We start from the raw sequence: 24,175 nt of genomic DNA on the forward strand, positions 1-24,175 counted from the left end.
AGTAATTTAAACCACAATGCCCTGTAATGCTCAAGATCTATCCACGGTCAGACTCTTTGAGTTCCTCGACGAAGACGAGCTTAACGAACTAGCCGCCGTGATCGATTCGGAAAAGATCGCTGGCGGAGAAATAATCTTTCGCGCGGGTGATCTTGGCGACTGTCTTTACATAGTAAATTTCGGCAAGGTTGAGCTGTCGATCAAGGACAAGGCTGGGCAAAAGATCGTACTGAAAGTTGCCGGAGAGGACGATCTGTTTGGCGAAATATCGATGCTTGATAATCGCCCACGTTCGGCGACTGCGGTTGCAATGACCGATACAGAACTATTCGTTCTCGACCGCGATGACCTGCTGCTTCTCTTTCAGAAAAAACCCGACGCCGCTCTAAACATGCTCACAGCGATGGGCGACATGATGCGCGAAGCTGACAAGCTGCTACGCACGCGCGTGTCGCGCAATGTTAATGATGAGATGGAAGAAAAGCTGCCCACGCTGCAGCGTATTGCAGACTGGATCGCCTGGTTTTCCGGCAGTATGCAGTTTCTCATCATCAACGGCCTTTGGTTCATGCTCTGGATACTTGCAAACACAATTCCGCCGCCCGATAAGCAGTTCGATCCGTTCCCTTTTGGCCTGCTCACAATGATCGTCTCACTCGAAGCGATCTTCTTGTCATGTTTTGTCTTGATCTCACAAAGCCGTCAGGCAGCAAAAGACAAGATCCGCGCCGACATCGAATACGACGTCAACATCAAAGCCGAGATGGAAATTTCACACCTTCACGAAAAAGTGGATCACATCCACGAACACTTGGCGAGAAAATTAGATGATCTTGAAAAGGTGTTGAATAAAGGCTAGTCAGCGTGTGCGTGCTCTAGAGCCAATCTAAGAAAACTCTCAAACAAAACGCGGCCGTCGCGGCTTTCGTTCGGGTGTTCCCAGCGGGTCGGATTTTTTGACCAGTCCTCGAATGATTTTTCGAGGTGAAATTGAACGCAGTAAATAAGCTGGTCTTCGGATTTCTTGACCATCATCTGATTTTTGCAGAGATATGAAGTGGCAAGAAGCTTAAATCCATTTGGCAGTCCGTTGACCTGAACACCGTGATTTTGCCAGACGCGCAAGATGTCGTCCTGCTTTGTATAATCCTGCCAAATGCCCGATCTTTCGTCATCGTTACCCTCAAAGATCGGATCCGTTTTATCGACGATCTTTACAAAGCGGTATTGATACTCGACCACGCGGTCGGTGCGTTTTTTATCGAGGTCTAGATCGTCAAGCGTTTTAAGCGACGCCCCAAATGCCATTGCGACCAATTGATGCGCACCGCAGATCGCAAGCACAGGAATTTTTGTCTCTTGGATGAATTTCTTAAAGCTCGCTATGTGGTCGGGATTGTAATAATCAAAATCGGCAAACGTTCCGCTCATCACGATCGCATCCGGAGCAAATTTTTCCGCTGCGTCGGCAATCTCTGAGAGATGCACGGTCATTGTTTTGGGATTTTTTACTAGCCGCAAAACGTTTTTTGCAATGTTGTTGCAAGCCATGCCCGAAACCTTGCGTTCGAACTCAAGCTTGCTTTTGGTCGTGCCGTTCCAGTCTTTGTGGGCAAGTTCGGACAGGTCGGACTCGTACCTAAGCAGATCGTTGACGATCAAGACCTTTGCATAGTCGATCCGCTTCTCGATCGGCTCGTAACGGCAAAACGTGCTCTTGTTATACGGAAAAGGAAGCTTTTCGGGCTCGGTTACCTTTGTTACTGCATCGTACATAGCTATGTTAAATCTACATTACACGCCTAAACTAGGCGTATTTTCCGATTATACCATCAATTTCTCGAACACAAAGCAGGATTTGGTGACTAGAGTTATAGGTGGCAATGAAGGGCATCGTAATGGGAACGGGTGATCCTATACGCGGAAAACCATGATGGGGAGTATCATGCATCGTTCGCTGACGTTTTTTTCAGTGGCTTTTTGGGCTTCTGAAGTGGCTTTTTGAGGTTCAGATATGGCTTTTTCGGGGTTGGAAATGGCTTTTTACCCATCTTCTCCCTTTCGTTGTCTGGTCTCCCGGTCAAAAAGCGGCATCGGGTCGCCGGGACCATAGGCGTTGACTTCTGAGCGCAAAGCCTTTACCAGCGCGGTCCGATTTGACGGCTTCCCTTCGGCGAGAACGAGCGATCGTTGCCATGACGTCTCCAGTTCGTCGGCAATGCCCGATATTTGTGTAATGTCGTAGGGAATCGCAAAGTCATGACATCCAATGCGCGCAAAAACACGCAAATATCTCGCAGTCGCCAGATCTGGACACGAAAACCGGCGCCGACCGACCTTTAGCTCAATGCCAAGAAGCGTATATAGTATTTCAGCTTTATTCTCACGCGCGGCAATGTTGAGATGTACCGAACGAGTCCGCTGTAGCCGCACCTTTGTTTTATAAACGTGCGGAAGCCAATCGTCGGAAAGCGTTTCGCGAATTTTTTCTTCGATCTTCACAAAAGGCCTGTTTCTTACAGCGAATCGCCGATCTCCTGAAAGCGGTTAAATAATTTACCGACGTGAATGCCGTCCATTATTGTGTGGTTTGCTTCGACAGACAACGGCATTTTTTTCGAGATGCCTTCATCGAACATTTTTCCGAAAACGATTCGCGGTACGGTCTGTGTTTTATCTAGACGGCTTGCGTGTTTGAAACTTGTGAAGGAGACCCAAGGAATGACGGAATAATAGTTCATGTCAAGACGATGAGATTCGACATCAAAGCTCCTTAAGGCCTTGTACTTTTCAAGGGCGGCGCGGCCGGCTCGATTAAATTCGAACACATCATCCTGCATCTCGAAATAACAGAATGAAAACGTCTCGTCCTCGTTCAGGATCGTCTGCGTGGCATGTATCTTATCGAATTCTACGAGCCGTCCTTCAAGTAGTCTTATGCGAAATTCGCGGATTTCATTTGCCGCACGCTGCGAGCAGAACAATGCCGTCAGCGAAAATGCAAGATCATTCTGCTTGCAGAAACTATACAGATGTGTCACATCGACCGTTGCAGTGAAATTGAAAAAAGGGTCGTCGTAATTTTTGAAAAACTCGTAGGTGGCGCGTCTGGGCCAGGCGTCGAGGTCTAATTCGGTAAACATGGACTCATTAACGTTCAGCCCTGACGGCGGAAGTCGGCGATTGGGAAAACTTTTCGATCACGCTGTCGCTGAAGATTCCTAGATAAAATACACCAACAGCCGTAATAATTAGTGCCGCAGTAAGGGCCACAGGCATTTTTGGAGCGCTCCATTCGCTCGTGCGTTCGCGAAAGAACATCACGACGATCAGCCGCAGATAATAGTATGCCGAGATCGCGGTATTGATCACCGCAACAACGACCAAGATGGTGAGCAGCACACTTCCTGCTTCCAACGCCGGAAGAAACACAAGCACCTTGCCCATAAAGCCAGCAGTGAGCGGCAAGCCCAAGAGCGAAAGCATAAAGAGCGAAAGAGTGAATGCGAGCGCCGGAGCTTTGAATCCGATGCCGTTGTAATCTTCGAAATCGTTGCGGCGGTCATTCTTTTGGGCGAGAAGAGTGACTATTGCAAAGGCTCCGAGATTCGTAACCGCATAGGTCAGCAGATAGAACGCCACTGACGCGACGGCCTCGTCGCGGGCTTGTGGAGTTTTTGCCATTCCGGCGCCGACAAAACCAACCAGCGCGTAACCTGCGTGTGCGATAGATGAGTATGCCAACATTCGTTTGACGTTGGTCTGCATGATCGCAGCGATATTGCCCACAAACATTGTCAGCATCGCCATTACTGCGATCGCGGTTATCCAAGTTTGATGAAGGTAACCCGATGCTTGCATCCCTGCGACAAGCGGAAAGCCGAGTACAAAAATGCGTACGAACGATGCAAAAGCCGCTGCCTTTGGCCCGGCGGCCATGAAGCCAGTGACAGGCGTTGGAGCACCTTCGTAAACGTCAGGCGTCCAGACGTGAAACGGCGCCATAGCGATCTTAAATCCAAACCCAACGATCATCATCGCCGCGCCGATGAGCAGAAGCGCTGGGAAATTTACACTTAGATCAGGACTGTTCATAAGCCCTGCGATCTTAGTGAGATTTGTCGAGCCGGTCGCTCCATAAATTAGCGCCATTCCATAGAGCAGGAACGCCGACGCGAATGAGCCGAGGATGAAATATTTCATCGCGGATTCGTTTGAGCGAAGGTCCCCTTTGCGAAGCCCTGCCATTACATAAGTTGCAATAGAAAGCGTCTCGAGCCCCAGAAAAATGATGACAAGATCATTGCCCGCCGCCATCATCATCATTCCGAACGTAGCAAACATCAGAAGCGCATGATATTCGCCGGCTGGAACATTCTCTCGCTCAACCCAGACCGTCGATATCAAGATCGTCATCGCCGTGACGAATAAAAAAACGAATGAAAAGCTCAGCCGCAAGCTGTCGTGGATGATCATTCCGTTCCAGCCCGATGTCGAGCCGTAAACACCGTCCCACATTGTTCCTAAAAGAGCCGCAGATATGGCGAGTCCAAGCAGTGAGATCGTGCCAGTCACCGAACGCTGCTTCGGAAAGAAGCTGTCATAGACCATTACTATGATCCCGGTGACTGCGACGACCAATTCTGGACGAATGATCTTAACATCGGCATTAGGATTTATCAGGTCTGCTGCAAACATAATACTCATCATTCTCTACTGAGCCTTGCCCGAGTAGGCAAATCGCTTTTCACCAGCCGCGATCGCTACTTTTATCGAATTTTCGCTTGGCGGTATTGGGCAATTCCACTTTTCTCCACCGTACGCACAGTTCGGATTGTATGCCAGATTGAAATCTAGAATTACCGATGTACCCTTTGGCATTTTTATATCGATATACCTGCCGCCGCCATATGTTTCTGTCCGGTTCGTCAAATCTTTGAAAGGAACAAATAAAAGATCTGCGTACTCCGGAAATTTTGCCGCGACCGCCGGATCCATTTGATAAACACTCAAGGTCAACGGTTTACGGTTTATCTTAAATTTCAAAATGCCGAATTTAATAAATTTCTTTGTCACACCGGATGACGTCGGCATCTGTATCCACTTTTCACTCGACATTCGCGTCAACTGCGCCGCTACGCGAAAATTATTATCAACCGGAAAATAGTTCAACCTTTTGAAAGCGGCAAAATCTTCTTCCTTTAGCGGCGATTCTTTACGATCTCGAAATTCTTTATCGCGGCCTTCTCTAAAAACTGTCAGGTCATCCGTTTCGTAAAAAGTCTGTGCCGAAATGCCCGACACAAGAGCAACCATTGTAATTATCAATAGAACTGCCGCTTTCATTTATTGTTCCGTCTTCGTTTCCGTCTCACAGACACAGCCGTCAGAAACTACTTCGACCGGAGTGTGACCACGATCTTCGGCGTGATCAACGCTGCCGCCGGCCCGGCCCATCACTCGCGTTTGAATTGCCTTGATCGCATCTTCACTTCGAGCCAAAAATGGTTTCGGATAGACGCCCATGTAAACCATCAAAAACAATAGCGGAATTATCAGTCCGATCTCTCGCCAGCTCAAATCTGCGAGCGTTTTGTTCTTTTCATTCGTCACCTTTCCAAAGAAAACTCTCTGCACCATCCAGAGCAGATAAACAGCCGCAAAGATTACACCGGTTCCGGCAAGCATCGTTGCGACAATGTTCCAATTTGTTGCGCCGGACATACTCAGGACTGTCGATTTGAACATTCCGACCATGATAAGAAATTCACCGACAAAGCCGTTCAGGAAAGGCAGTCCGACCGACGCCATCGTCGTGATGACAAAGATCGTCGCGTAAACCGGCATCACGTTCGCAAGGCCGCCAAACTGCGTGATCTCGCGAGTATGCCGACGTTCGTAAATAAATCCAACTAGTAGGAACAACGCACCGGTCGTCACGCCGTGAGCGAGCATTGTGAAAAGAGCGCCCTGCATTCCCTGTTCGGTGAACGAGAACATACCCAAGATCACAAAACCCATGTGTGCGACGGACGAATACGCCACGAGACGTTTGACGTCCGGCTGTACCATCGCGACCAACGCTCCGTAAATGATGCCGATGATCGCAAGCGTGATGAAGAGCGGAGCAAATTCACGGCTTTGATCAGGGAACAATGCAAAATTAAAACGCATCAGGCCGTATGTTCCCATTTTCAGAAGCACAGCCGCGAGGATAACTGAGCCAGCGGTCGGAGCTTCGGTATGAGCGTCAGGCAGCCATGTGTGGAACGGGAAAAGGGGAACCTTGATAGAGAACGCCAGTGCAAATGCAAAGAACAGTAACGCACCTGTTTGCGGAGCGATAGTTAAAGTGCCTGACTTCATTGCACTTAATATTGAAACAAAATCAAAAGAGCCGCCGAGGCCTGTCTGATCTGCGTAAATGTAAAAAAGTGCGATGATAGCGACCAGCATCAGCAAACTGCCAAGCGCCGTAAAAATAAAGAATTTGACCGCCGCGTAGATGCGATTGTCGCCGCCCCAAATGCCGATCAGGAAAAACATCGGCACGAGCGATGCTTCGAAAAACAGGTAAAAAACAAGCAGATCAAGTGAGACAAAAACGCCAAGCATCGCGCTCTCTAAGAGCAGCAAAAAGATGTAAAAAGCTGTCCGCCGTTTCTCGACCGCGTGCCACGTCGAGACGACCGCGATAGGCACTATGAAAGTCGTTAAGATCACCAGCCACAAACTTAATCCGTCAACGCCGACGTGATAATTGGTATTGATCGCCCTGATCCACGGAACGTTTTGCTCAAAATAGAAGCCGCTGGCAGATGTCGTACCATTGTTGGTAAGCAATAAAAGTGAAACCGCAAAATTCAGCAGCGTAAATCCGAGCGTCAGCCACTTTAGTTGGCTTTCCTGCTTCCAAAACATTTGGTGGCCAAGCGTCAACACCGCTCCAACCAAAGGCAGCAGGATCAAGATCGTCAACAGATTTTTAGTAATAAAGTCCATTAGCCAACCAATTTCAATCCGTAGTAAATAAAATACCCAAGCACGGCCAGAGCTCCGAGCAAAATAATCGCTGCGTAACTGCGGACAAAGCCGACCTGTATCTGACGAACAAGCGAACCTGCCTCTATCACGAAATGCCCGATACCGTTGACCATGCCGTCAATAAATCCAACATCAAAGCCCTTCCACAGGCCGTTTCTCGACAGATTTGTGATCGGATCGACTATGTAGCCGTTGTAAAGTTCGTCGAGCCGCCATTTCTCTTCGAGGATCTTCGGCATCTTTCGAAGCGGAGTTTTTAGGAACAGGGCAAACCCGATCGCAATACCGATCGCAGCCATCACGATCGACAGGCCGGCGAGCATGCGTTCTTTTTGCACGACTTCCGGAGCATGCGATTTGGCAGCTTCACGAGCGGCAATTGCAGTTGGCATCTTCGTTTCGGCGACGACGGGTTCGAGAACATGTTCAAATGCATTCGCGTCCTTCACACCAAATATGGAGCTCATCGCATACGGCACACCGACGAGACCGCCAACCGTTGAAAGAAATGCCAAGATTACAAGCGGCATGGTCATCACCCAAGGCGATTCGTGCGGTTTGAAATTCGGGGGCAGAGCGTGATGCTCTTCATCGTGGTCGTCATGAACGTGAGCGTGCGTATCCTCGTGTGCGTCGTGATCGTCGCCATGATGCTCGCCCTCGATCTGATGGTGAAAACGCTCTTCGCCCCAAAAAGTCATGACCATCATTCGCGTCATGTAGATCGCGGTAAGCACAGCCGTGAAAACCGCGACTGCCCACAAAACCTCTTCGCCGGGAAACGGCCCAGCGGGAAAGTATTTGTCGGTAGCAAATGTCTTATAGAGGATCTCGTCTTTCGAGAAAAAACCTGCCCAGATCGGGATGCCGCAGATCGCCAGCCAGCCCATCGCCATCGTGATGAAAGTGATCGGCATGTGCTTTCTCAAGCCGCCCATCTTTCGCATATCCTGCTCATGGTGCATTCCGTGGATGACGGAGCCAGAACCGAGGAAAAGCAAAGCCTTGAAGAAAGCGTGTGTCATCACATGAAAGATCGCTACGACAAACGCTCCGACACCGGCGGCGAGAAACATAAATCCGAGCTGCGAAACTGTCGAATATGCGAGCACCTTTTTTATGTCGTTTTGGGCGATAGCGATTGTCGCGGCAAAGATCGCTGTCGCAGCGCCAATGACTGCTATGATCCACATCGCAGTAGGCGACATTTGATAGATAGCATTCGAACGAACAACAAGATAAACGCCCGCTGTGACCATTGTTGCTGCGTGGATGAGAGCCGACACGGGCGTCGGGCCGGCCATAGCATCAGGCAGCCAGGTCAATAGAGGTATCTGTGCCGATTTACCCGTCGCACCGATAAATAAAAGCACGCCGACCGACGTCAATCCACCGGCAAAGATCGCGCCCCAAGTGAACGGATCAGCCGACATATTAGCAAGAACAAAAGTGAAAACGCTCTGCACTTGCTGGCCGTCAACAGTTTTATCAAAAAACGATATTGTTCCGGTCAGTGAAAAGATCAAAAATATTCCGATGAGCACGCCCCAGTCGCCGATGCGGTTCATTACGAACGCTTTCTTTGCGGCTCGCCGTGCTTCATCTTTTTTGAGATAAAAACCGATCAGCAAATACGAGCAAAGGCCGACACCTTCCCAACCGACAAACATCAGCAGAAAATTATCCGCCAAAATGAGAGTCAACATCGAGAACATGAACAGGTTCAGATAAGCGAAAAAGCGATAAAACCCTTTATCGCCTTTCATATAACCTGTCGCAAAGATATGGATCAAAAGGCCGACAAAAGTTATAAAACAAGCGTAAATGCCCGACAGCCTGTCCATTCCCAGCCCAAAATCAGCTCGAAAACTACCTACCTGTATCCACGTCCAAAGATGATCAAGAACAGGCTTTTCCGAATGCAAAGCACCGTTATGACCGAAAGCGATCATAAACGCCACAACCGTCGAGACCGCAATAGTACCGCAAGCGACCAGGCCGCTGAACATCTCGTTTTTCAGCCGACCGCCGATCAGCCAATTGATCACGGCCCCGGCAAGAGGTGCAAAAATTATTAGACTCAAAAGGTTATTTTCAACCATTCTCGGTGACTAATTCCTTAAAATACTTGCATCGTCCACATCGATCGACTGACTGTTGCGGAAGAACGCGATGATGATGCCTAAGCCGACGGCGGCTTCGGCGGCGGCGACGGACATTACCATAAAAACAAAAAGCTGTCCCGTGACATCGCCGTAATAACGCGAAAACGCCACAAACGTCAGATTTACCGCGTTGAGCATCAGCTCGATGCACATAAACATCCCGATCGCGTTGCGTTTGAAAATAACGCCGACGCAGCCGATCGTGAACAATATTCCTGATAACGCCAGATAGCTGGCTAAGCTCGGTTCCATGTCTTTTGCAAATGCCCGCACAAGGCAAGGGCGTAACACTCAACTTAATAAAAACTCGACATCACTGCTCGTCATGTCTCAGATCGGATTCATGCTCGACGACCAATTCCAACTGAGGCTGCGCCAATCGCCGCGACAACATGACCGCTCCGATGATCGCCATCAGGAGCAAAACTCCGACGATCTCGACCGGCAATAAATATTCGGTGTACATCGCTTGTCCGATACTCAAAGTCTTTCCGGCAGTTATGGATTGATCGGCCGGAACATTCGGAGCACGCATCACAGCGTAAAAAATAAAAAATGTCTGAACGAGCAAGATCAGGCCGAGTCCGCCGCCAAGTGCGTAGAGATATTTCAGGCGATTAAGCGGTTTATCCTCATCCAGATTAAGAAGCATGATCACAAAAACGACCAAAACCATGATCGCACCCGCATAGATCAATATCTGCACTGCCGCGATGAACGGAGCCGCAAGAGTCACATAAATGCACGACAGCGAGATAAACACGCCAACCAACGAGATCGCGCTGTAAAGCGGATTACGGTGATAGACCATCGAGATCGCCGAAGCGATCGCAAGGCCAGCAAATAAGAAAAATAGAACGGTTGAGACCATTTCTTTATCGATTCAAAAAAAACACTACGACGATCGTCAGGATCACATTTCCCAAAGCGACCGGCAGCAAAAACTTCCAGCCAAAATTCATCAACTGGTCAAAACGAAATCGCGGCAGCGTTCCGCGTATCCAAATATAAAGAAACAAAAACGCACATATCTTGACGATAAATCCGATGTGGCTGATCAACGCATAACCGACAGTTCCCCAGCCGATCCAAGCCTGCAAGCCTGTAACGCTGGCAAACCAACCTAATCCGGGCAAATACCAGCCGCCTAAAAAGAGCACGGTGCACATCATCGAGACCGTGAACATATTCACGTACTCAGCCATGAAAAACAGTGCGAATTTAAGTGCCGAGTATTCTGTGTGAAAACCGGCAACAAGCTCGGTTTCAGCCTCAGGCAGATCAAAAGGAACACGATTCGTCTCGGCAAAGGCCGCGATCAGGAAAACAAAGAAACCGATGACCTGCGGGATGATAAACCATTTGAACGGCGAATTTACCTGGGCGTCAATGATACCGCCGAGGTCGAGCGTTCCAGCAAGCATGACAACGCCGATCACCGACGCTCCCATCGCGAGTTCATACGAGATCATTTGCGCCGACGAACGCAAGCCGCCCATCAAGCTGTATTTACTATTCGACGACCAACCCGCAAGAGCAATGCCGTAAACCCCGACAGACGTTATGCCCAAAACATAAAGCACGCCTACGTCGATCCGGGCGATCGTGAGCGGCATATTCATCGCCTGCGGCACGAGCCAATTGATCGCATCCACGAGCGAACTGCCAACAGCCGGAATCCATCCGACAGCAGAGATCAAATAAGGAGAGATCCAAGTCAGAGGATCTTTAATTCTCGGACCGAAAGGATAAACAACGATCGGCATCAACGCACACGTCAACGCGACCATCGGTGCCAGAAAATAAACAAATTTCGTCGATTTATCCGGAACGAGATCTTCCTTAAAGATAAATTTGAGCAAATCGGCAAACGGCTGCAAAACGCCCCACGGCCCGACGCGATTTGGCCCGATGCGGCCTTGGATCCAGCCCAGCACTTTGCGTTCTGCAAGCACCGTGTAAGCGACGATCATCAGCACGCCCTGAAAGGCGAGCAAGATACCGACGCTGATCACGATGAAAGGAAATGCAGTTTTTAGTACAGATTCCATATCAAACTATTTTGACCGGAGCAGAGCGGTCAGAAGCATGCACTGTTGCGGCCTCTGCCTTTCCATCTTCACGCGAAACACCATCAAGCCCAAACTGAACAAGCGGCGAAACCAACAGATTCTCCGGTTTAGGATTACCGTGCGCCAATAGATGAAACTGAGCCGTCTTGCTGGTCATCGTTGTCAGCCGATGCAGTTTGTGTCCGACTTTCGGAACTTCAAAATTTTTCGCGGCCGAGTCGCTCATTGCCTCAACTTTCGTTCTCAACGTCTGAACGTGTGCTGAAACATCTTTGCCAACAGTGATCGCGTATTTCGCCTGGACCGGATTTGATTCGTCCTTCAGCATCGGATAGCGAAGTCCGTTATAGGCCGGAACACTATCAGCGATCGCTTTAAAGACCATCGAGGCCGAAAAATCATAACCAAATTCAATGCCCATTTCACGAGCGATCAGTGCGGCTATCATCCAATCGGGTTTTGATTGGTGAATTGGCTCGATAGCTTTTCGGACACGTTGAACATTGCCGGCGTTATTTGTAAATGTTCCGTCAACTTCGGCAAAACTTGCCGCGGGGAACACTACATCTGCAAATTCTGTTGTATCCGTCTGAAAAAGCTCTTGGACAACAACAAAATCCTTGCCTTGCAGCGCGGTTGCGTCCTGCAAACTTCCGCCAATCAATACGGCCTTTGAATTCTTTACGACTTCATCGACAGATCTTCGACCCGTCGTCATATCGTGAGCGCCGACCGAATTGTTATATCGCGGAAGCGGGTGAAGCAACACACGACGATTTTCGGCACTAAAAGAACCGGCTGACGCTGCGATCGCAGCCTGCGCGTTAGGTGAAAGTTCGCTGCCGAACATGATTATCAAGTCACCCTCGGTCTCGTTTATAGCCTTTCCGACTGCATCGATCTGTGCCGCATCGACCCCGAGCTTTCCGGCGGCCATCTGACCGCTGCCCGCATCTGCCAAGGCCAATGCAAAAGCATCAACGGAGCCTGCATTTACATGAACAAACTGAGTTGCTCGACGTGAGAGTTCTATCGGTGTATCGTTAACGCAAATGAACTTCGCTCCGCCGTTGCGAACCGCTTGACGGATCTGTTTGGCGGTGTAGGTCTGTTCCTCTTCCGGCTCGCCGCCGATCAGAATAATTGTTTTGGCGTGACGAATTTCTTCGTGAGTGCAAAGCGGCACGCTGAGATTATTAAAAGCCGGTGCCTGATCATTTACATCCGAAACAGCAAAGTTATCGCTGCCGACCGCATCTGACGCGAAACGTTTAAGGGTAAACACAGATTCGTTTGTCAGCCGCGGACTTGCGATGACGCCGACCGATTTCCCGTGTTCCTTCAGCTTATCTGCGGCAAATTTTATCGCCGCATCCCATGTCGCCGGTATCAGCTTTCCGCCTTTTGAATAGCGGATCATCGGTGTCTTGATTCGATCAGGATGATTAATAAATTCGTGTGCAAAACGTGCCTTTACATCCAGGAATTCACCGTTCAAGCCGTTTACGTAGCGATCCCGGGCAACAATACGGTGTACCGCACCGCCGCGTGAGCCAATGCTTAGTTGCATTCCGTCCGAACCGTAAACATCCGTTGTGACCGTCTGGTCGAGTTCCCACGGCCTTGTTTCATGACGGTAAACTCCGTCGAGCAATGTTCCGGTCGGGCAAACTTCTATGCAGTTGCCGCACTGTGAACAGTTCAGCCAGCCGCCGTATGTTCCGATCACAGTATTCGACCCGCGATTGCCGGCCTCAATAGCGTCTTCTCCCATCCACTCGCTGCATACGCGCGTACAGCGTTTGCAGAGAATACATCTCTGAGGATCGTTTGCGACGATAGGCGATAGATATTTTTCCGGCTGAGCGTTCTTTTTCTCTGAAAATCGCTCTTCGACATCGCCCCAATCGAATATGACTTCCTGTAATTCACATTCGCCGCCCCGGTCGCAGACAGGACAATCGAGCGGGTGATTTGTAAGCAAAAATTCACCCATCGCACGCTGCGCTTTTTCGACCTCCTCAGACTGCGTTGTCACGACCATTCCGTCGGTGCAGATGATAGTGCAAGAGGTTTGCAACTTCGGCATTTTCTCGATGCGCACTAAACACATCCGGCACGAGGCCTGCAATTCAAGGTCTTTGTAATAGCAAAACGACGGAATTCCAAAGCCTTTCTCGCGACACACGTCAATCAGCCGTGCGCCTTTATCGACGTCGAATTCCATCTCGTTTATGGTTACTTTTATCTGTTCTGACATCAATTCTTTCGCATGTAGCGCGTTTCAGTTGCCTTTGCCTCTTCCCCATCAGGAGTAACGTTATAAGCCGTAATCACAATGTTGCTGTCGTCAACCACACTGATCTCTGTTCGCCACCCCCAACGAGGTTCGCCTTCGCCGGCAAAATAACTGCCCATCACATTAAAATTGTCGTCAGCCTCACCTTCGCTGAGCATGATCGCCGTTGACATATGAAAGCTGTCAACCCACGCTGACTGAAATTTACTCGTCGCAAGATCAAAGCCGTAGATCGCAACGCCCCCAAACGGCTTATCTTGCAAACTGCCTGAATACTCATGCATAACAAACCGCCCGTCAAGAATTGTCCTAATACTACCGGACATCGGGGATTCGTCAGCCAATTTATCAGGCTCGAACCACGTTTTCGTCATGCCCCGCCACTCACCAACCAGCCCTGCCATTTGTGAGTGAAAGCCGCTCTCTTTTGACTCTCCAAATTTCATTCTGCCACTTCGGCTGCCGGAACTCGCTTCACCGTTCTTTTCTTAGCAGGTTTTTCGGCGGCCGCCGAGCCTTCCGGCCGAGCTTCAAAAGCTGCTTTTTTCGGCTTCTGTCGTGTCTTTCCAAAACTGCCGGCAAAGATTTTGCCTCTTCGTGTTCGTTTATCGCCCTTTCCCATATTGTTTTATTTCTCCGTCTTACTTTTTAATCTTTTCCCTGTCATTTATACGTTCGGCGATACTCTGTTTGGACCGGCTTTATCCGAAAGCCATTTCTTAAAATCGCCGGGAAATTGTTTAATCGCGCTCTGTATCGGCCACGCAGCTGCGTCACCGAGTGGACAAAACGATTTGCCCTCGATGTTGTCGCATATGTCGAGCATTAACTGTGCATCTTCGGGCCTGCCTTCGCCGATCGAGATACGGTTAAAAATCTTTACGAGCCAATCCGTCCCCTCGCGGCAAGGCGTGCACCATCCACACGATTCATGCTTGTAAAACTCGGTCAGATTTTTGGTCGAGTCCATTATATCGACCGTCTCATCCATGACCATCATTCCGCCTGTTCCGAGCATTGAGCCTGCCGAAACCAATCCTTCGTAGTCGAGCGTCACATTTTTACCCAGGATCTGGCTAGCGTTCATGATGTAAACGCTCGATCCGCCTGGAATGACTGCTTTGAGCTTTTTGTCGTCACGAAGCATTCCGCCGCAATCTTCGAAAATGAACTTTTCCATATCGGCGTAGCCCATTGGAAGCTCGTAAACGCCTGGCTTTTTGACATGGCCGCTGATCGACCAGAGTTTAGTTCCGCCCGATTTTTCTGTGCCGAGATCGCGCCATTTGATTCCGCCCATTTCGATGATCTGAGGAATTGAAGTCAATGTTTCGACGTTGTTCACGATCGTCGGGCAGGCATAAAGCCCCTCGATAGCAGGAAACGGCGGCTTCATACGCGGATGGCCCCGATAGCCTTCGAGCGAACTCAGCAATGCGGTTTCTTCTCCGCAAATGTAAGCACCGGCACCAGTGTGCGTGTGTAGATCAAACGAGAAATTCTGATTGCCAAGCACTTTTGCTCCGAGAATTCCGGCTTCGCGCGCTTCGTTGATCGCGACATCCATAATGTCGAGGAGATATCGATATTCGCCTCGTCCATAGATGTAGCCCGTTTTTGATCCGAGCGCGTAGGCTGCGATGATCATTCCCTCAATAAGGGCGTGCGGATCATACTCCATCAAGTAGCGATCCTTGAACGAACCAGGCTCCGATTCATCTGCGTTGCACACGATATATTTCGGTTTTGGTGAATCACGCGGAACAAATGACCACTTCATTCCCGATGGGAATCCTGCACCGCCGCGTCCACGCAGAGCGGAGTCTTTTACTTGTTGGATGATCTCGTCCTGCGTCATCGAAAGCGCTTTTTCGAGCGACTTGTAACCGCCAGTCTCTGCATACACCTTAAGAGTGTGGCCGTCTTTGACGCCAATACGCTTTAATGACAATGGTTCACAGCCTATTGCTTTGATTTCCATCTATTTACATTCCGCCAGTATCTTATCCACTTTTTCAGTAGTCAGATCTTCGTGATAATCAAACCCTATCTGCATCATCGGCGCCGTGCCGCAGCTTCCGAGGCATTCGACCATCGTTATGGTGAATTTGCCGTCCTCGGTCGTTTCGCCGGGATGAATACCTAGCTTTGAACAAATATGTTCGGTGATATCAGGCTCGCCCATGATCCGGCACGAAAGCGTCTTGCATATCTGTATGTGATGACGGCCGACCGGTCGCAGATTGAACATCGAATAAAACGTCGCCGTTTCCCAGATGTCAGTCACCTCAAGATTCAAAAACTTCGCCAAAAAATTGATACCCGGATTATCAAGCCACCCGCCGCGCTCGCGCTGAACAACAAACAAAAGCGGTATCAAAGCCGACCGTGTGCGATCTGCCGGATACTTAGCGACGTGCATCTTCATCTCGTCAATGACCGCCGGAGAAAACTCCGCCACCTCATCAGAAACGAGAACCTTGTCGGTAAAACTTGTTGCGGTATGAGCTGCCATTAGTGTGTTTCAGCCTCGAGCATGGTCACGCGAGATTCAACAGATTTAAGACGTTCTTCATGGTCTAGAATTTTCGGAATAACCGAATTTATTTGACCGGACATTGTTTTCACGCTGCCTGAAAGATCACGGATAACATCCGTGAGCGTATCGATTTTTTCACCCATCAAATCAAATCTGGTTTCAAGCTTATCGATACGGTAACTCGAAGATCGGACATCATCTGCCACGCCATCTAATTTTTTAGATATTTTATCTAATTTGTCTTCAGACATAATCGATGTTTACCTATCAATCTCCCCCAACACAATATCCAGCGACCCGATGATCGCTACAACATCCGCAACCATTTCGCCTTCGCACATTACTGGTAGCGCGGCTAGATTTACAAAGCTCGGGCCGCGGAAATGGACGCGTTCGGGTTTTGGGCCGCCGTTGGATTTCATATAGACGCCGAGTTCCCCTTTTGAGGCCTCAATGGCATGATAAACCTCGCCTTCGGGAACGTTGAAGCCTTCGGCGACGATCAGGAAATGGTGGATCAGAGAATCCATATGCTTTCGCATATCATCTCGGTCGGGCAGAACGACCTTTGGCGAATCGGCTTTGATCGGGCCCGGTTTTAATCTGTCTAAAGCCTGGCGAACGATCTTGTACGATTCGAGGCATTCGCGCATACGAACCCTGAATCTGGCCCAAACATCGCAATCCTGTTCCACGGGCACGTCAAAATCGTAAGTCTCGTAACCGGTATAAGGATTGTCACGGCGAAGATCGAGATCTACTCCGCTGCCGCGAAGACACGGGCCGGTCAGGCCCCAATTAATGGCTTCTTCGCGCTCGATAATTCCGATGCCTTTCGTTCGGCTGTGCCAGATCGTATTTCCGGTGACGAGCGTGTCGAACGTGTTCATCGCCTCTGGAAAATCCGCCATGAACTGATTACATCGCCGTTCAAATCCCGCAGGCAGGTCCATCATCAGGCCGCCGATGCGGAAATAGCTCGGCGTCATACGTCCGCCCGACGCGGCTTCGATCAGGTTCAAGATCTTTTCGCGTTGCCGGAAACAGTAGAAAAAGACGGACATTGCTCCAATATCGAGGCAGTGCGTTCCCAGCCAAACCATGTGCGAAGCGATACGCTGTAATTCGCACATCAAAACGCGAATGACCTGCGCCCGTTCGGGAATCTCAAGGTCGAGAAGTTTCTCTGCCGCCATCACATACGCCAGATTGTTCCCCAACGGATTGAGATAATCCATTCGGTCGGTGATGACGATTCCCTGCTGGTATTTCTTGTATTCAAAGAGCTTCTCCATTCCCGTGTGGAGATAACCGATGTCGGGAATACACCCGACGACCAGCTCGCCGTCAAGCCGCAGATCAAGCCGCAAAACACCGTGCGTCGAAGGATGCTGCGGCCCCATCGAAAGAGTCATCTCGGACTCAAGCGCGTTGTCGAGCACTCCTGTCTGGTTCGATATGCTGTCTACACCAACGGACATATAACTAGTTCAAACTGTACGGCTCATAGCCTCGCAGCGGATAATCTTTTCTCAATGCGTGGCCGTCAAAATCGCTCGGCAGCAAAATGCGGCGTAGATCTGGATGTCCTTCAAATTTTACGCCGACCAGATCGTAAGTCTCGCGTTCATGCCAATTTGCCGTTTTCCAAAGGCCTGAAACCGTCGCCACACTCGCCTCGTCCTCGCTCAAAAGCACTTTTAGCCGCAAACGGCTGTGATGTGTCGTCGAAAACAAGTGATAATTGACCTCAAAACGCGGATCTTCTTCCGGACCGCGGTCTGCTCCGCACAGGTCGGCAAGCATATCAAAGCCTTGACCTTCCTTTAGAAAAAGGCACACATCAACTATCGATCCGCGCGGCACAGTAACCGTCACTTCGCCGTGGCCTTCGGTTACAGTGTTAACCCAAGTCTCGTTCTTTTCTTTCAGCTTTTCCACATAAGCGTGGAGCTTTTCAGTCATATAAACCTTTTTAACAGTAACCCGCACCTGTCAGTAGCCCGCACGTAAGTAAGGGCTCCTCTGGTAAGTGAAAGCCCCTTACTTACGTGCGGGCTACTGACACGGACTACGAACTTCTGCGTTTTTCGTGACGCGACGGCACTGAATATGGCCGCGAGGTTTCGCCTGCTGCGACCTCTACTTCCATTTCACGCTCTAAAGCGGTGCCCTCTGTAACAGGCAAAGTGCCGGGAACCATCGACTCACGCGATTCGGACTCAAACGTATCGCGGCGATCTTTTACTGATTCCTTCATGATCTTGTCCTGAAGCATCATGATAGCGTGTACAAGCATTTCGGGCCGGGGCGGACAGCCGGGAACGTAAATATCAACCGGCACGATCTTATCAACGCCCTGAACGATGGCATAATTATCAAATACACCGCCCGATGTAGCACAAGCACCCATCGAGATAACCCATTTAGGCTCAGGCATTTGATCGTAAATTCTGCGAAGCACCGGAGCCATCTTTCGTGAAACGCGGCCCGAGACTATCATTACGTCTGCCTGTCTAGGCGAGGCTCGAAATGTCTCAGCACCAAACCTTGAAAGATCGTTGCGGGCAGAAACAGTATTCATCATTTCGATCGCGCAGCAAGCGAGGCCGAACGTTGCCGGCCAAAGGCTCGATTTGCGTGCCCAATTGACAATGGCATCGAGTCTGACGGTCACCACGTCGGGTAGCGAGTCGAATAGATTATTTTCTAAGCCCATAATTGAATAGTTTACCGAGTTTCCAGAGTTCAGCGAGTTACGAGTCTGAAAACTCGCCGAACTCTGCGAACTCGCCACTTCCTAAGCAGCTATCTTCATCCTCGCGGCTTCTTCGCGGCGAATTTTGAGCATTGCTTTTGCTTCTTCGCGGGCCTCCGCACGGGCCTGTAGGCCCCAATCGAAAACGCCTTTTTTCCAAACGTATATATAACCGATGACAAGTGTCGAAACAAATACCATTATTTCGATAAAAGCTATTGTGCCAAACGCTATCCCGCTGAGTTTTTCTTCTGCCATCAGGCTCTTGAAAGCAACCGCAAACGGAATGATGAAAAGGACTTCGATATCGAACAAAAGGAAAACTACAGCAACAATATAAAACTTGATCGAGAACTTATCTCGAGCAGAGCCCACCGGGTCTTTGCCGCATTCGTACGGCATTAGTTTTATTGCTGTTCTCTTGCGCGGACCGATAAGCTGCGTGACAAGTAACTGACTCACACCGAAACCCGCAGCGACCAAAAACATGATCGCTATCGGAACGTAATCGAACACATTGTATTCAGACATTTACGGGCTGCCGTCCTTTTCCGGTTTTCCAACATCAAGTGAAGAAAATACCGCTCTTAATTAACTCAAAACATTGAGAATTTTGGCACAAACTCAATCGTAAGTTAAGCGTTCAATAGTGTCAAGGTGTCTAAATCAGCACAATTCGACCGTCCAAAGAAAACTCGAAATCAAGACTCCGCCGCAGTTTTTTCGTAACGTCTGTGTGTTTAGCTTTGCGATCTCTGTATTACAGCCAATTCCCCACCTCTAAATGACAGCAAACGGAGGGGTTTGACTATCAAAACGAAACCAATAATGCCTGATGCAATTGACGAGGGTGTGAATACTGGACGAGAAGCGTCAGCGCGCTCCAAAATGGCTGTGATGTCAGGCTAAATACATGATCTGCAAGGGTTTATCAGAAAGCATGTCAAAAAAAGCCATTTTGTGACCCCAAAAAGCCATCGGAGACCCCCCAAAAAGCCATCGGAGACACCCAAAAAGCCATCGGCAAATCTCAGTTTTTTTTACTAAAAAAGACGTGGCATTAGTTCCGAGCCGCTTCATAAATATCGATAATTTCCGTGATCTAAAATGGACCAGCAATACCGCTATGGCATCTGTGCCCTCTGTGTATTCACATTCGTGTTCTCTGTGTTAAAAGATCAGCTAAACACAAAGGTCACTGAGGTAAAGAAACAGAGGCCACAAAAAAACAACTAAATTTCAAATTGACCCATTACCAAAACATTTATTCATTGACCCCAAATATAAGCGTATGGTAACTTTAATGTTGGCGAAGTACATCGCCAAACCGCCGTTTTCCTCCAATCTTTCAGGTAATTGCATAGTGATCTCAGGTTTTAATACAGACGTAAAATTCGACGACGTCGTCTATCATATCCAGACAGAAGATAAAGGCCTTAAGTCGCGCCTTATTGTCTCACTGGTCTATGATCGTGGGACAATTCTCGCCAGCAGGCGCTCGTCTTACGAAGATATTGCTAACGAAACACTCGATGAAAATGTGCTTGCGGAACGGCTTCAGAAACAGCACAAGCTTATATGCGCAGCGGTTAAGGCCGGCAGGATAAACGACCTGAAGGCAATGACCGACGACATCGGCAAAAAACCTTCGAGCGAAAAGGCAGAGCAGGTAACGGAGGTTCAAGCTGCCTACGAGCCGATCGTCAATAAACCTCAGCCGATCGGCGTGGTCGATCTGCACACGGTCGTTACCTATAGTTCTCCCGCTTCGGCTGACGAATTGTCTCCGACGCCTATTTCAATGCCCGACGACGGCGCAATTTCCAGTCTGGACCTTGAGATACTCGATGACGGCCCGATCTTTGACGCAGTATGCATCGTCGAGGAAGAAACTGTTCTTGATGCAGAAGCTGTAGCGGTTGTCAGTGAGCTTTCCGGCACCGACCGGCCTACACATAATAAGCTCAGCCTCGAGTTGCTCGGCGAAACAAAATTCAAAGGCGGCGACCGCTCCACCGTCAATATAATGGTTTGCCGAGGCACCACCCGCAAGGTCGTTACCGACGCGCAGATAATGATAAAGGTTCTCGGATCGAGCTTCAGGCCGCTGATCTTTCACGCCAAGACCGACCAAAACGGGCTTGCAAAGGTTCATCTGCAATTGCCTCACTTTCAAGCCGGTCGTGCCGCTGTTCTAATTCGAGCGATCAGCAGCGGTGAAGAACTTGAACTGCGGCGCATTGTCACGCCGGGCTGATCTCACAAGATCTCAGATCTCAAATTTCAAATTTGAAATTAACGCGGCCAAAGCGGAAGATTTAAGAAATGGCCGCTGTAAACATATTACTTAACGGTGAAACCCGCGAAGTTCCCGACGAAATCAAATTAGAACAACTTCTTGATCTTTTTTCTTTGCCAAAACAGCGAGTGGCGATCGAGTTGAACGGCGCTGTCGTACGCCGCGCCGATTGGCACGAAACCTTGGTCAACAAAGGCGATAAGATCGAGGTCGTGCATTTTGTCGGCGGGGGTTAATTTTTTTCACCACAAAGGCACAAAGAACACAAAGTTAGCACTCTCCTTACTTTGTGTTCTTTGTGCCTTTGTGGTGAACTTTTCTTATGTCGGATAGTTTTCTGTTAGCAGGCACAACTTTCAACTCACGTCTCATAATCGGGACAGGCAAATATCGTTCTTATGACGAGATGAAGGCCGCTCACACGGCGTCCGGAGCAGAAATGGTGACGGTCGCCGTTAATCGTGTGCCGCTGGACGGTAAAACAGAGTCGTTTCTCGATCACCTCAACCCGAAAATGCGAATCCTGCCGAACACAGCCGGATGTTATGACGCTGAACACGCAATTCGCACGGCAAGGCTTGCCCGCGAGGCTCTCGATACCGAATGGATCAAACTTGAGGTCATAGGCGATCAGGTGACGCTGCTTCCCGACAACGAACAAACTCTCGAAGCAGCTAAAGTGCTTGTAAAAGAAGGGTTTATCGTCCTGCCGTATTTTACCGACGACCTGATAATGGCGAAAAAGCTGCTCGACGCAGGATGTCCGGCTGTGATGCCGCTTGCCGCTCCGATAGGTTCCGGATTGGGGGTGCAAAATCCTGCTAATTTACGCATTATGCGCGAACAATTACCTGATGCGACTATCATAGTCGATGCCGGAGTCGGTGTCCCGAGCGATGCCGCAATCGCAATGGAACTCGGTGCCGATGCCATTTTAATGAACACAGCCATCGCCGAATCACGCGATGCCGCGAAAATGGCTACCGCAATGAAACTTGCAGTCGAAGCCGGACGCCTTGCCTATCTCGCAGGTCGAATGCCAAAGAGGCTTTATGCATCAGCGTCAAGTCCTATCGACGGAGCGATAAAGTAAGGTATGTCAGCTCGGGTATTATTTTTCGGTGCGACGGCTCATATTGCGAAAAAGCGAGAGGTTAGTGTGACGGTCGGAAATGGATTAACTGCCAACGGAGTTCTTGAGGCTATCGTTTTGCAAATCCCGAGTCTCTCGTCCTATGAACTGCATATTTCACTTAACCAGCAATACGCTGATGGCAATGAGATTATTAGCGACGGTGACGAACTTGCTATCTTTACTGCGGTCTCAGGTGGTTGATTTCATTGGTGATCCGCGAATCTCAATAGTCCTAAAATGATCGCGAACGAACAACCAAAACACTTTGGGCACGGCTGGATCAGCGGAGCTCTTTCGGTGACGTTAGGAGCAATTGGTGTTGGGGCGGTGCTTTGCTTTCACTATCCCTGGGTATTGACCATGCCCGAATTACGCGACTTGTATCCCGTACCATATGTTCGCGCACTGCTTCACCTGATTCTTGTTAGCTCATTCGTTCTTGGTGTCATCAGTTTGATCCTGCGTCGCAGCAAAGCGGCAGGATTGTCCGGGATCGGATTCACTCTCGCTGCGGCTTTGATGGGCGGCTCGCGGGTGCCTATCGATGGCGAGATGACAAACGGGCCTTTTCTTGGGCTGGACTGGTTTTTGTTAAACCTCATAGCATTCTCCGCGTTGTTCGTCCCGCTCGAACAGTTGTTTCCTAAAAGAGTCGAGCAACCAATACTTAGGCTAAGTTGGAGGACGGATCTGACCTACTTCTTTATTAGTGCAGTTTTGGTCCAGCTAACTACGATACTGACACTAAAGCCCGCCATGATCTTTTTTTCCTGGGCAGTAAATGCCCAAATACAGGCGTGGATCGGAAGTCTGACCTTCTTTTTGCAGTTTGTGGGAATTCTCCTTGTTGCCGATCTCACGCAATATTGGGTACATAGACTATTTCATTCGGTTCCTGTTCTTTGGAGATTTCATGCCGTTCACCACTCGGCAGAATCGATGGATTGGCTTGCTGGCTCCCGACTTCATCTTGTCGATATCGCCGTGACCCGTGGCATCTCATATATTCCGATATATCTGCTGGGCTTTGCCGAAGCTCCGTTCTTCGCATATATCGCTTTTGTCAGTGTGCATGCGACGTTTATTCATTCAAATCTGCGTTTTGAGTTTGGTCCGCTGCGGTGGTTAGTGGCCACGCCACAGTTTCATCATTGGCATCATTGTGCCGACCAAGCCCTGCTTGACAAGAATTTTGCGGTCCATTTGCCTGTGTTGGATCGGTTGTTTGGGACCTATTATCTTCCTAAGGGTGTGTGGCCGACCTCTTATGGCGTTATTGACGGGGTGAAATCGGCAAAAGGCTATTTGGGACAATTGATCCAACCGTTCTTACCAGCAAAAAGGTCATAATGTTTAGACAAAGGCTGTCATGGATTTCTGCGAACTCACAACCGAACCAATAGACATCACATCCGTTGCACGGCGCGTTGTGCCGCCGGATTGCGGGGCGACGGTGACGCTTGACGGATATGCGCGGCAATTCACTAAACAAAAGGACGGGACGACGATTGAGACTCTTTATCTCATTTATGAAGCCTACGAAGAAATGGCCCTGAAAGAGATGCAGAAACTGGTCGATCAGGCTAAGAAGGAGTTTGAGATCTCAGGCGTCGGCATTGTTCATCGCACCGGCAAACTTGAGATCGGCGAAACAAGCGTAGTCATCTCCGTCGCCTCACCTCACCGCAAAGCCGCCTTTGCAGCCTGTGAATGGCTAATCCGCGAACTAAAACGCACCGTACCGATCTGGAAAAAAGAAGTTTACGCCGACGGTGAGAAATGGGTCGAGGGCGAGGAACTTAAAAGCATTGAATAGCAGGTAATTCGTCAATTTAGGGGTCTGTCGCATTTGTGCCTTTACAAT

Annotated in this window: 27 protein-coding genes; 7 read left to right on the top strand and 20 right to left on the bottom strand. The window is 49.4% G+C overall.

The annotated features are described in order from the left end of the window. Positions 1-16: 16 nt before the first annotated feature. A complete protein-coding gene (locus tag IPL32_05080; protein ID MBK8465184.1) occupies positions 17-859 on the top strand; it encodes a DUF1003 domain-containing protein in 843 nt (280 codons plus the stop codon). Here the strand turns inward: IPL32_05080 and IPL32_05085 are convergent. The 20 genes from IPL32_05085 to ndhC form a co-directional block, all read right to left on the bottom strand. Continuing rightward, the gene (locus IPL32_05085) at positions 856-1,776 is read right to left on the bottom strand and encodes a gamma-glutamyl-gamma-aminobutyrate hydrolase family protein (protein MBK8465185.1); all 921 of its coding nucleotides are present in this window, start codon (positions 1,774-1,776) and stop codon (positions 856-858) included. The two genes, IPL32_05080 and IPL32_05085, sit on opposite strands and share 4 nt — an antisense overlap. Before the next feature lie 267 nt (positions 1,777-2,043). Continuing rightward, positions 2,044-2,502, bottom strand: a complete 459-nt coding sequence (locus IPL32_05090) for a hypothetical protein (protein ID MBK8465186.1) — start codon at positions 2,500-2,502, stop codon at positions 2,044-2,046. A gap of 14 nt (positions 2,503-2,516) precedes the next feature. After that, entirely contained in the window at positions 2,517-3,143 is a 627-nt protein-coding gene (locus IPL32_05095) for a hypothetical protein (protein ID MBK8465187.1), read from the bottom strand. 7 nt (positions 3,144-3,150) lie between these two features. After that, on the bottom strand, positions 3,151-4,710 hold the full coding sequence (locus IPL32_05100; GenBank protein MBK8465188.1) for an NADH-quinone oxidoreductase subunit N: 1,560 nt from the start codon (positions 4,708-4,710) through the stop codon (positions 3,151-3,153). A 3-nt stretch (positions 4,711-4,713) separates the two neighbouring features. Further along, positions 4,714-5,346, bottom strand: a complete 633-nt coding sequence (locus IPL32_05105; GenBank protein MBK8465189.1) for a DUF1684 domain-containing protein — start codon at positions 5,344-5,346, stop codon at positions 4,714-4,716. After that, positions 5,347-7,002: an NADH-quinone oxidoreductase subunit M gene (locus IPL32_05110; protein MBK8465190.1), complete on the bottom strand. Its 1,656-nt coding sequence runs from the start codon at positions 7,000-7,002 to the stop codon at positions 5,347-5,349. It lies immediately after the preceding gene. Then, positions 7,002-9,146 (bottom strand): NADH-quinone oxidoreductase subunit L, encoded by a 2,145-nt coding sequence (gene nuoL, locus IPL32_05115; GenBank protein MBK8465191.1) that lies wholly within the window; start codon positions 9,144-9,146, stop codon positions 7,002-7,004. The genes IPL32_05110 and nuoL overlap by 1 nt, the downstream gene beginning before the upstream one ends. A 9-nt stretch (positions 9,147-9,155) precedes the next feature. After that, positions 9,156-9,461, bottom strand: coding sequence for an NADH-quinone oxidoreductase subunit NuoK (nuoK, locus tag IPL32_05120; GenBank protein MBK8465192.1), 306 nt, complete (start codon positions 9,459-9,461; stop codon positions 9,156-9,158). Positions 9,462-9,522: 61 nt separating this feature from the next. Beyond that, positions 9,523-10,080 carry an NADH-quinone oxidoreductase subunit J gene (locus IPL32_05125; protein MBK8465193.1) on the bottom strand — a complete coding sequence of 186 codons (558 nt, stop codon included), beginning with the start codon at positions 10,078-10,080 and terminating at the stop codon, positions 9,523-9,525. A gap of 4 nt (positions 10,081-10,084) precedes the next feature. Continuing rightward, the gene (gene nuoH / locus IPL32_05130) at positions 10,085-11,260 is read right to left on the bottom strand and encodes an NADH-quinone oxidoreductase subunit NuoH (protein ID MBK8465194.1); all 1,176 of its coding nucleotides are present in this window, start codon (positions 11,258-11,260) and stop codon (positions 10,085-10,087) included. A 1-nt stretch (position 11,261) separates the two neighbouring features. After that, positions 11,262-13,541, bottom strand: coding sequence for a molybdopterin-dependent oxidoreductase (locus tag IPL32_05135; GenBank protein ID MBK8465195.1), 2,280 nt, complete (start codon positions 13,539-13,541; stop codon positions 11,262-11,264). After that, positions 13,541-14,026, bottom strand: coding sequence for a DUF1579 domain-containing protein (locus IPL32_05140; GenBank protein MBK8465196.1), 486 nt, complete (start codon positions 14,024-14,026; stop codon positions 13,541-13,543). The genes IPL32_05135 and IPL32_05140 overlap by 1 nt, the downstream gene beginning before the upstream one ends. Next, the gene (locus tag IPL32_05145) at positions 14,023-14,202 is read right to left on the bottom strand and encodes a 30S ribosomal protein THX (GenBank protein ID MBK8465197.1); all 180 of its coding nucleotides are present in this window, start codon (positions 14,200-14,202) and stop codon (positions 14,023-14,025) included. Before IPL32_05145 ends, IPL32_05140 begins: the two co-directional genes overlap by 4 nt. A gap of 45 nt (positions 14,203-14,247) precedes the next feature. After that, complete coding sequence (gene nuoF, locus IPL32_05150; GenBank protein ID MBK8465198.1) at positions 14,248-15,561, bottom strand: NADH-quinone oxidoreductase subunit NuoF; 1,314 nt, start codon at positions 15,559-15,561, stop codon at positions 14,248-14,250. Next, positions 15,562-16,095 carry an NADH-quinone oxidoreductase subunit NuoE gene (gene nuoE, locus IPL32_05155; GenBank protein MBK8465199.1) on the bottom strand — a complete coding sequence of 178 codons (534 nt, stop codon included), beginning with the start codon at positions 16,093-16,095 and terminating at the stop codon, positions 15,562-15,564. After that, positions 16,095-16,370, bottom strand: a complete 276-nt coding sequence (locus IPL32_05160; GenBank protein ID MBK8465200.1) for a hypothetical protein — start codon at positions 16,368-16,370, stop codon at positions 16,095-16,097. Before IPL32_05160 ends, nuoE begins: the two co-directional genes overlap by 1 nt. A 9-nt stretch (positions 16,371-16,379) precedes the next feature. Further along, positions 16,380-17,534, bottom strand: coding sequence for an NADH dehydrogenase (quinone) subunit D (nuoD, locus tag IPL32_05165; protein MBK8465201.1), 1,155 nt, complete (start codon positions 17,532-17,534; stop codon positions 16,380-16,382). A 70-nt stretch (positions 17,535-17,604) separates the two neighbouring features. After that, entirely contained in the window at positions 17,605-18,084 is a 480-nt protein-coding gene (locus IPL32_05170; protein ID MBK8465202.1) for an NADH-quinone oxidoreductase subunit C, read from the bottom strand. Positions 18,085-18,190: 106 nt separating this feature from the next. Next, complete coding sequence (locus IPL32_05175) at positions 18,191-18,838, bottom strand: NADH-quinone oxidoreductase subunit B (GenBank protein ID MBK8465203.1); 648 nt, start codon at positions 18,836-18,838, stop codon at positions 18,191-18,193. 81 nt (positions 18,839-18,919) lie between these two features. After that, positions 18,920-19,408 carry an NADH-quinone oxidoreductase subunit A gene (ndhC, locus tag IPL32_05180; protein ID MBK8465204.1) on the bottom strand — a complete coding sequence of 163 codons (489 nt, stop codon included), beginning with the start codon at positions 19,406-19,408 and terminating at the stop codon, positions 18,920-18,922. Positions 19,409-20,168: 760 nt separating this feature from the next. Between ndhC and IPL32_05185 the strand changes: the two genes are divergently transcribed. From IPL32_05185 to IPL32_05210, 6 genes are all read left to right on the top strand, one after another. Next, a complete protein-coding gene (locus IPL32_05185; protein MBK8465205.1) occupies positions 20,169-21,134 on the top strand; it encodes a hypothetical protein in 966 nt (321 codons plus the stop codon). Between the two features lie 68 nt (positions 21,135-21,202). Next, positions 21,203-21,412: a sulfur carrier protein ThiS gene (gene thiS, locus IPL32_05190; GenBank protein MBK8465206.1), complete on the top strand. Its 210-nt coding sequence runs from the start codon at positions 21,203-21,205 to the stop codon at positions 21,410-21,412. 86 nt (positions 21,413-21,498) lie between these two features. Continuing rightward, positions 21,499-22,269: a thiazole synthase gene (locus IPL32_05195; GenBank protein ID MBK8465207.1), complete on the top strand. Its 771-nt coding sequence runs from the start codon at positions 21,499-21,501 to the stop codon at positions 22,267-22,269. 3 nt (positions 22,270-22,272) lie between these two features. Further along, positions 22,273-22,512, top strand: a complete 240-nt coding sequence (locus IPL32_05200; GenBank protein ID MBK8465208.1) for a MoaD/ThiS family protein — start codon at positions 22,273-22,275, stop codon at positions 22,510-22,512. A 36-nt stretch (positions 22,513-22,548) separates the two neighbouring features. Then, entirely contained in the window at positions 22,549-23,661 is a 1,113-nt protein-coding gene (locus IPL32_05205) for a sterol desaturase family protein (GenBank protein MBK8465209.1), read from the top strand. Between the two features lie 19 nt (positions 23,662-23,680). Beyond that, complete coding sequence (locus IPL32_05210) at positions 23,681-24,127, top strand: molybdenum cofactor biosynthesis protein MoaE (GenBank protein ID MBK8465210.1); 447 nt, start codon at positions 23,681-23,683, stop codon at positions 24,125-24,127. Positions 24,128-24,175 lie beyond the last annotated feature (48 nt).

It is taken from the genome of Chloracidobacterium sp., from assembly GCA_016711345.1.
Taxonomy (GTDB): Bacteria; Acidobacteriota; Blastocatellia; order Pyrinomonadales; family Pyrinomonadaceae; genus OLB17.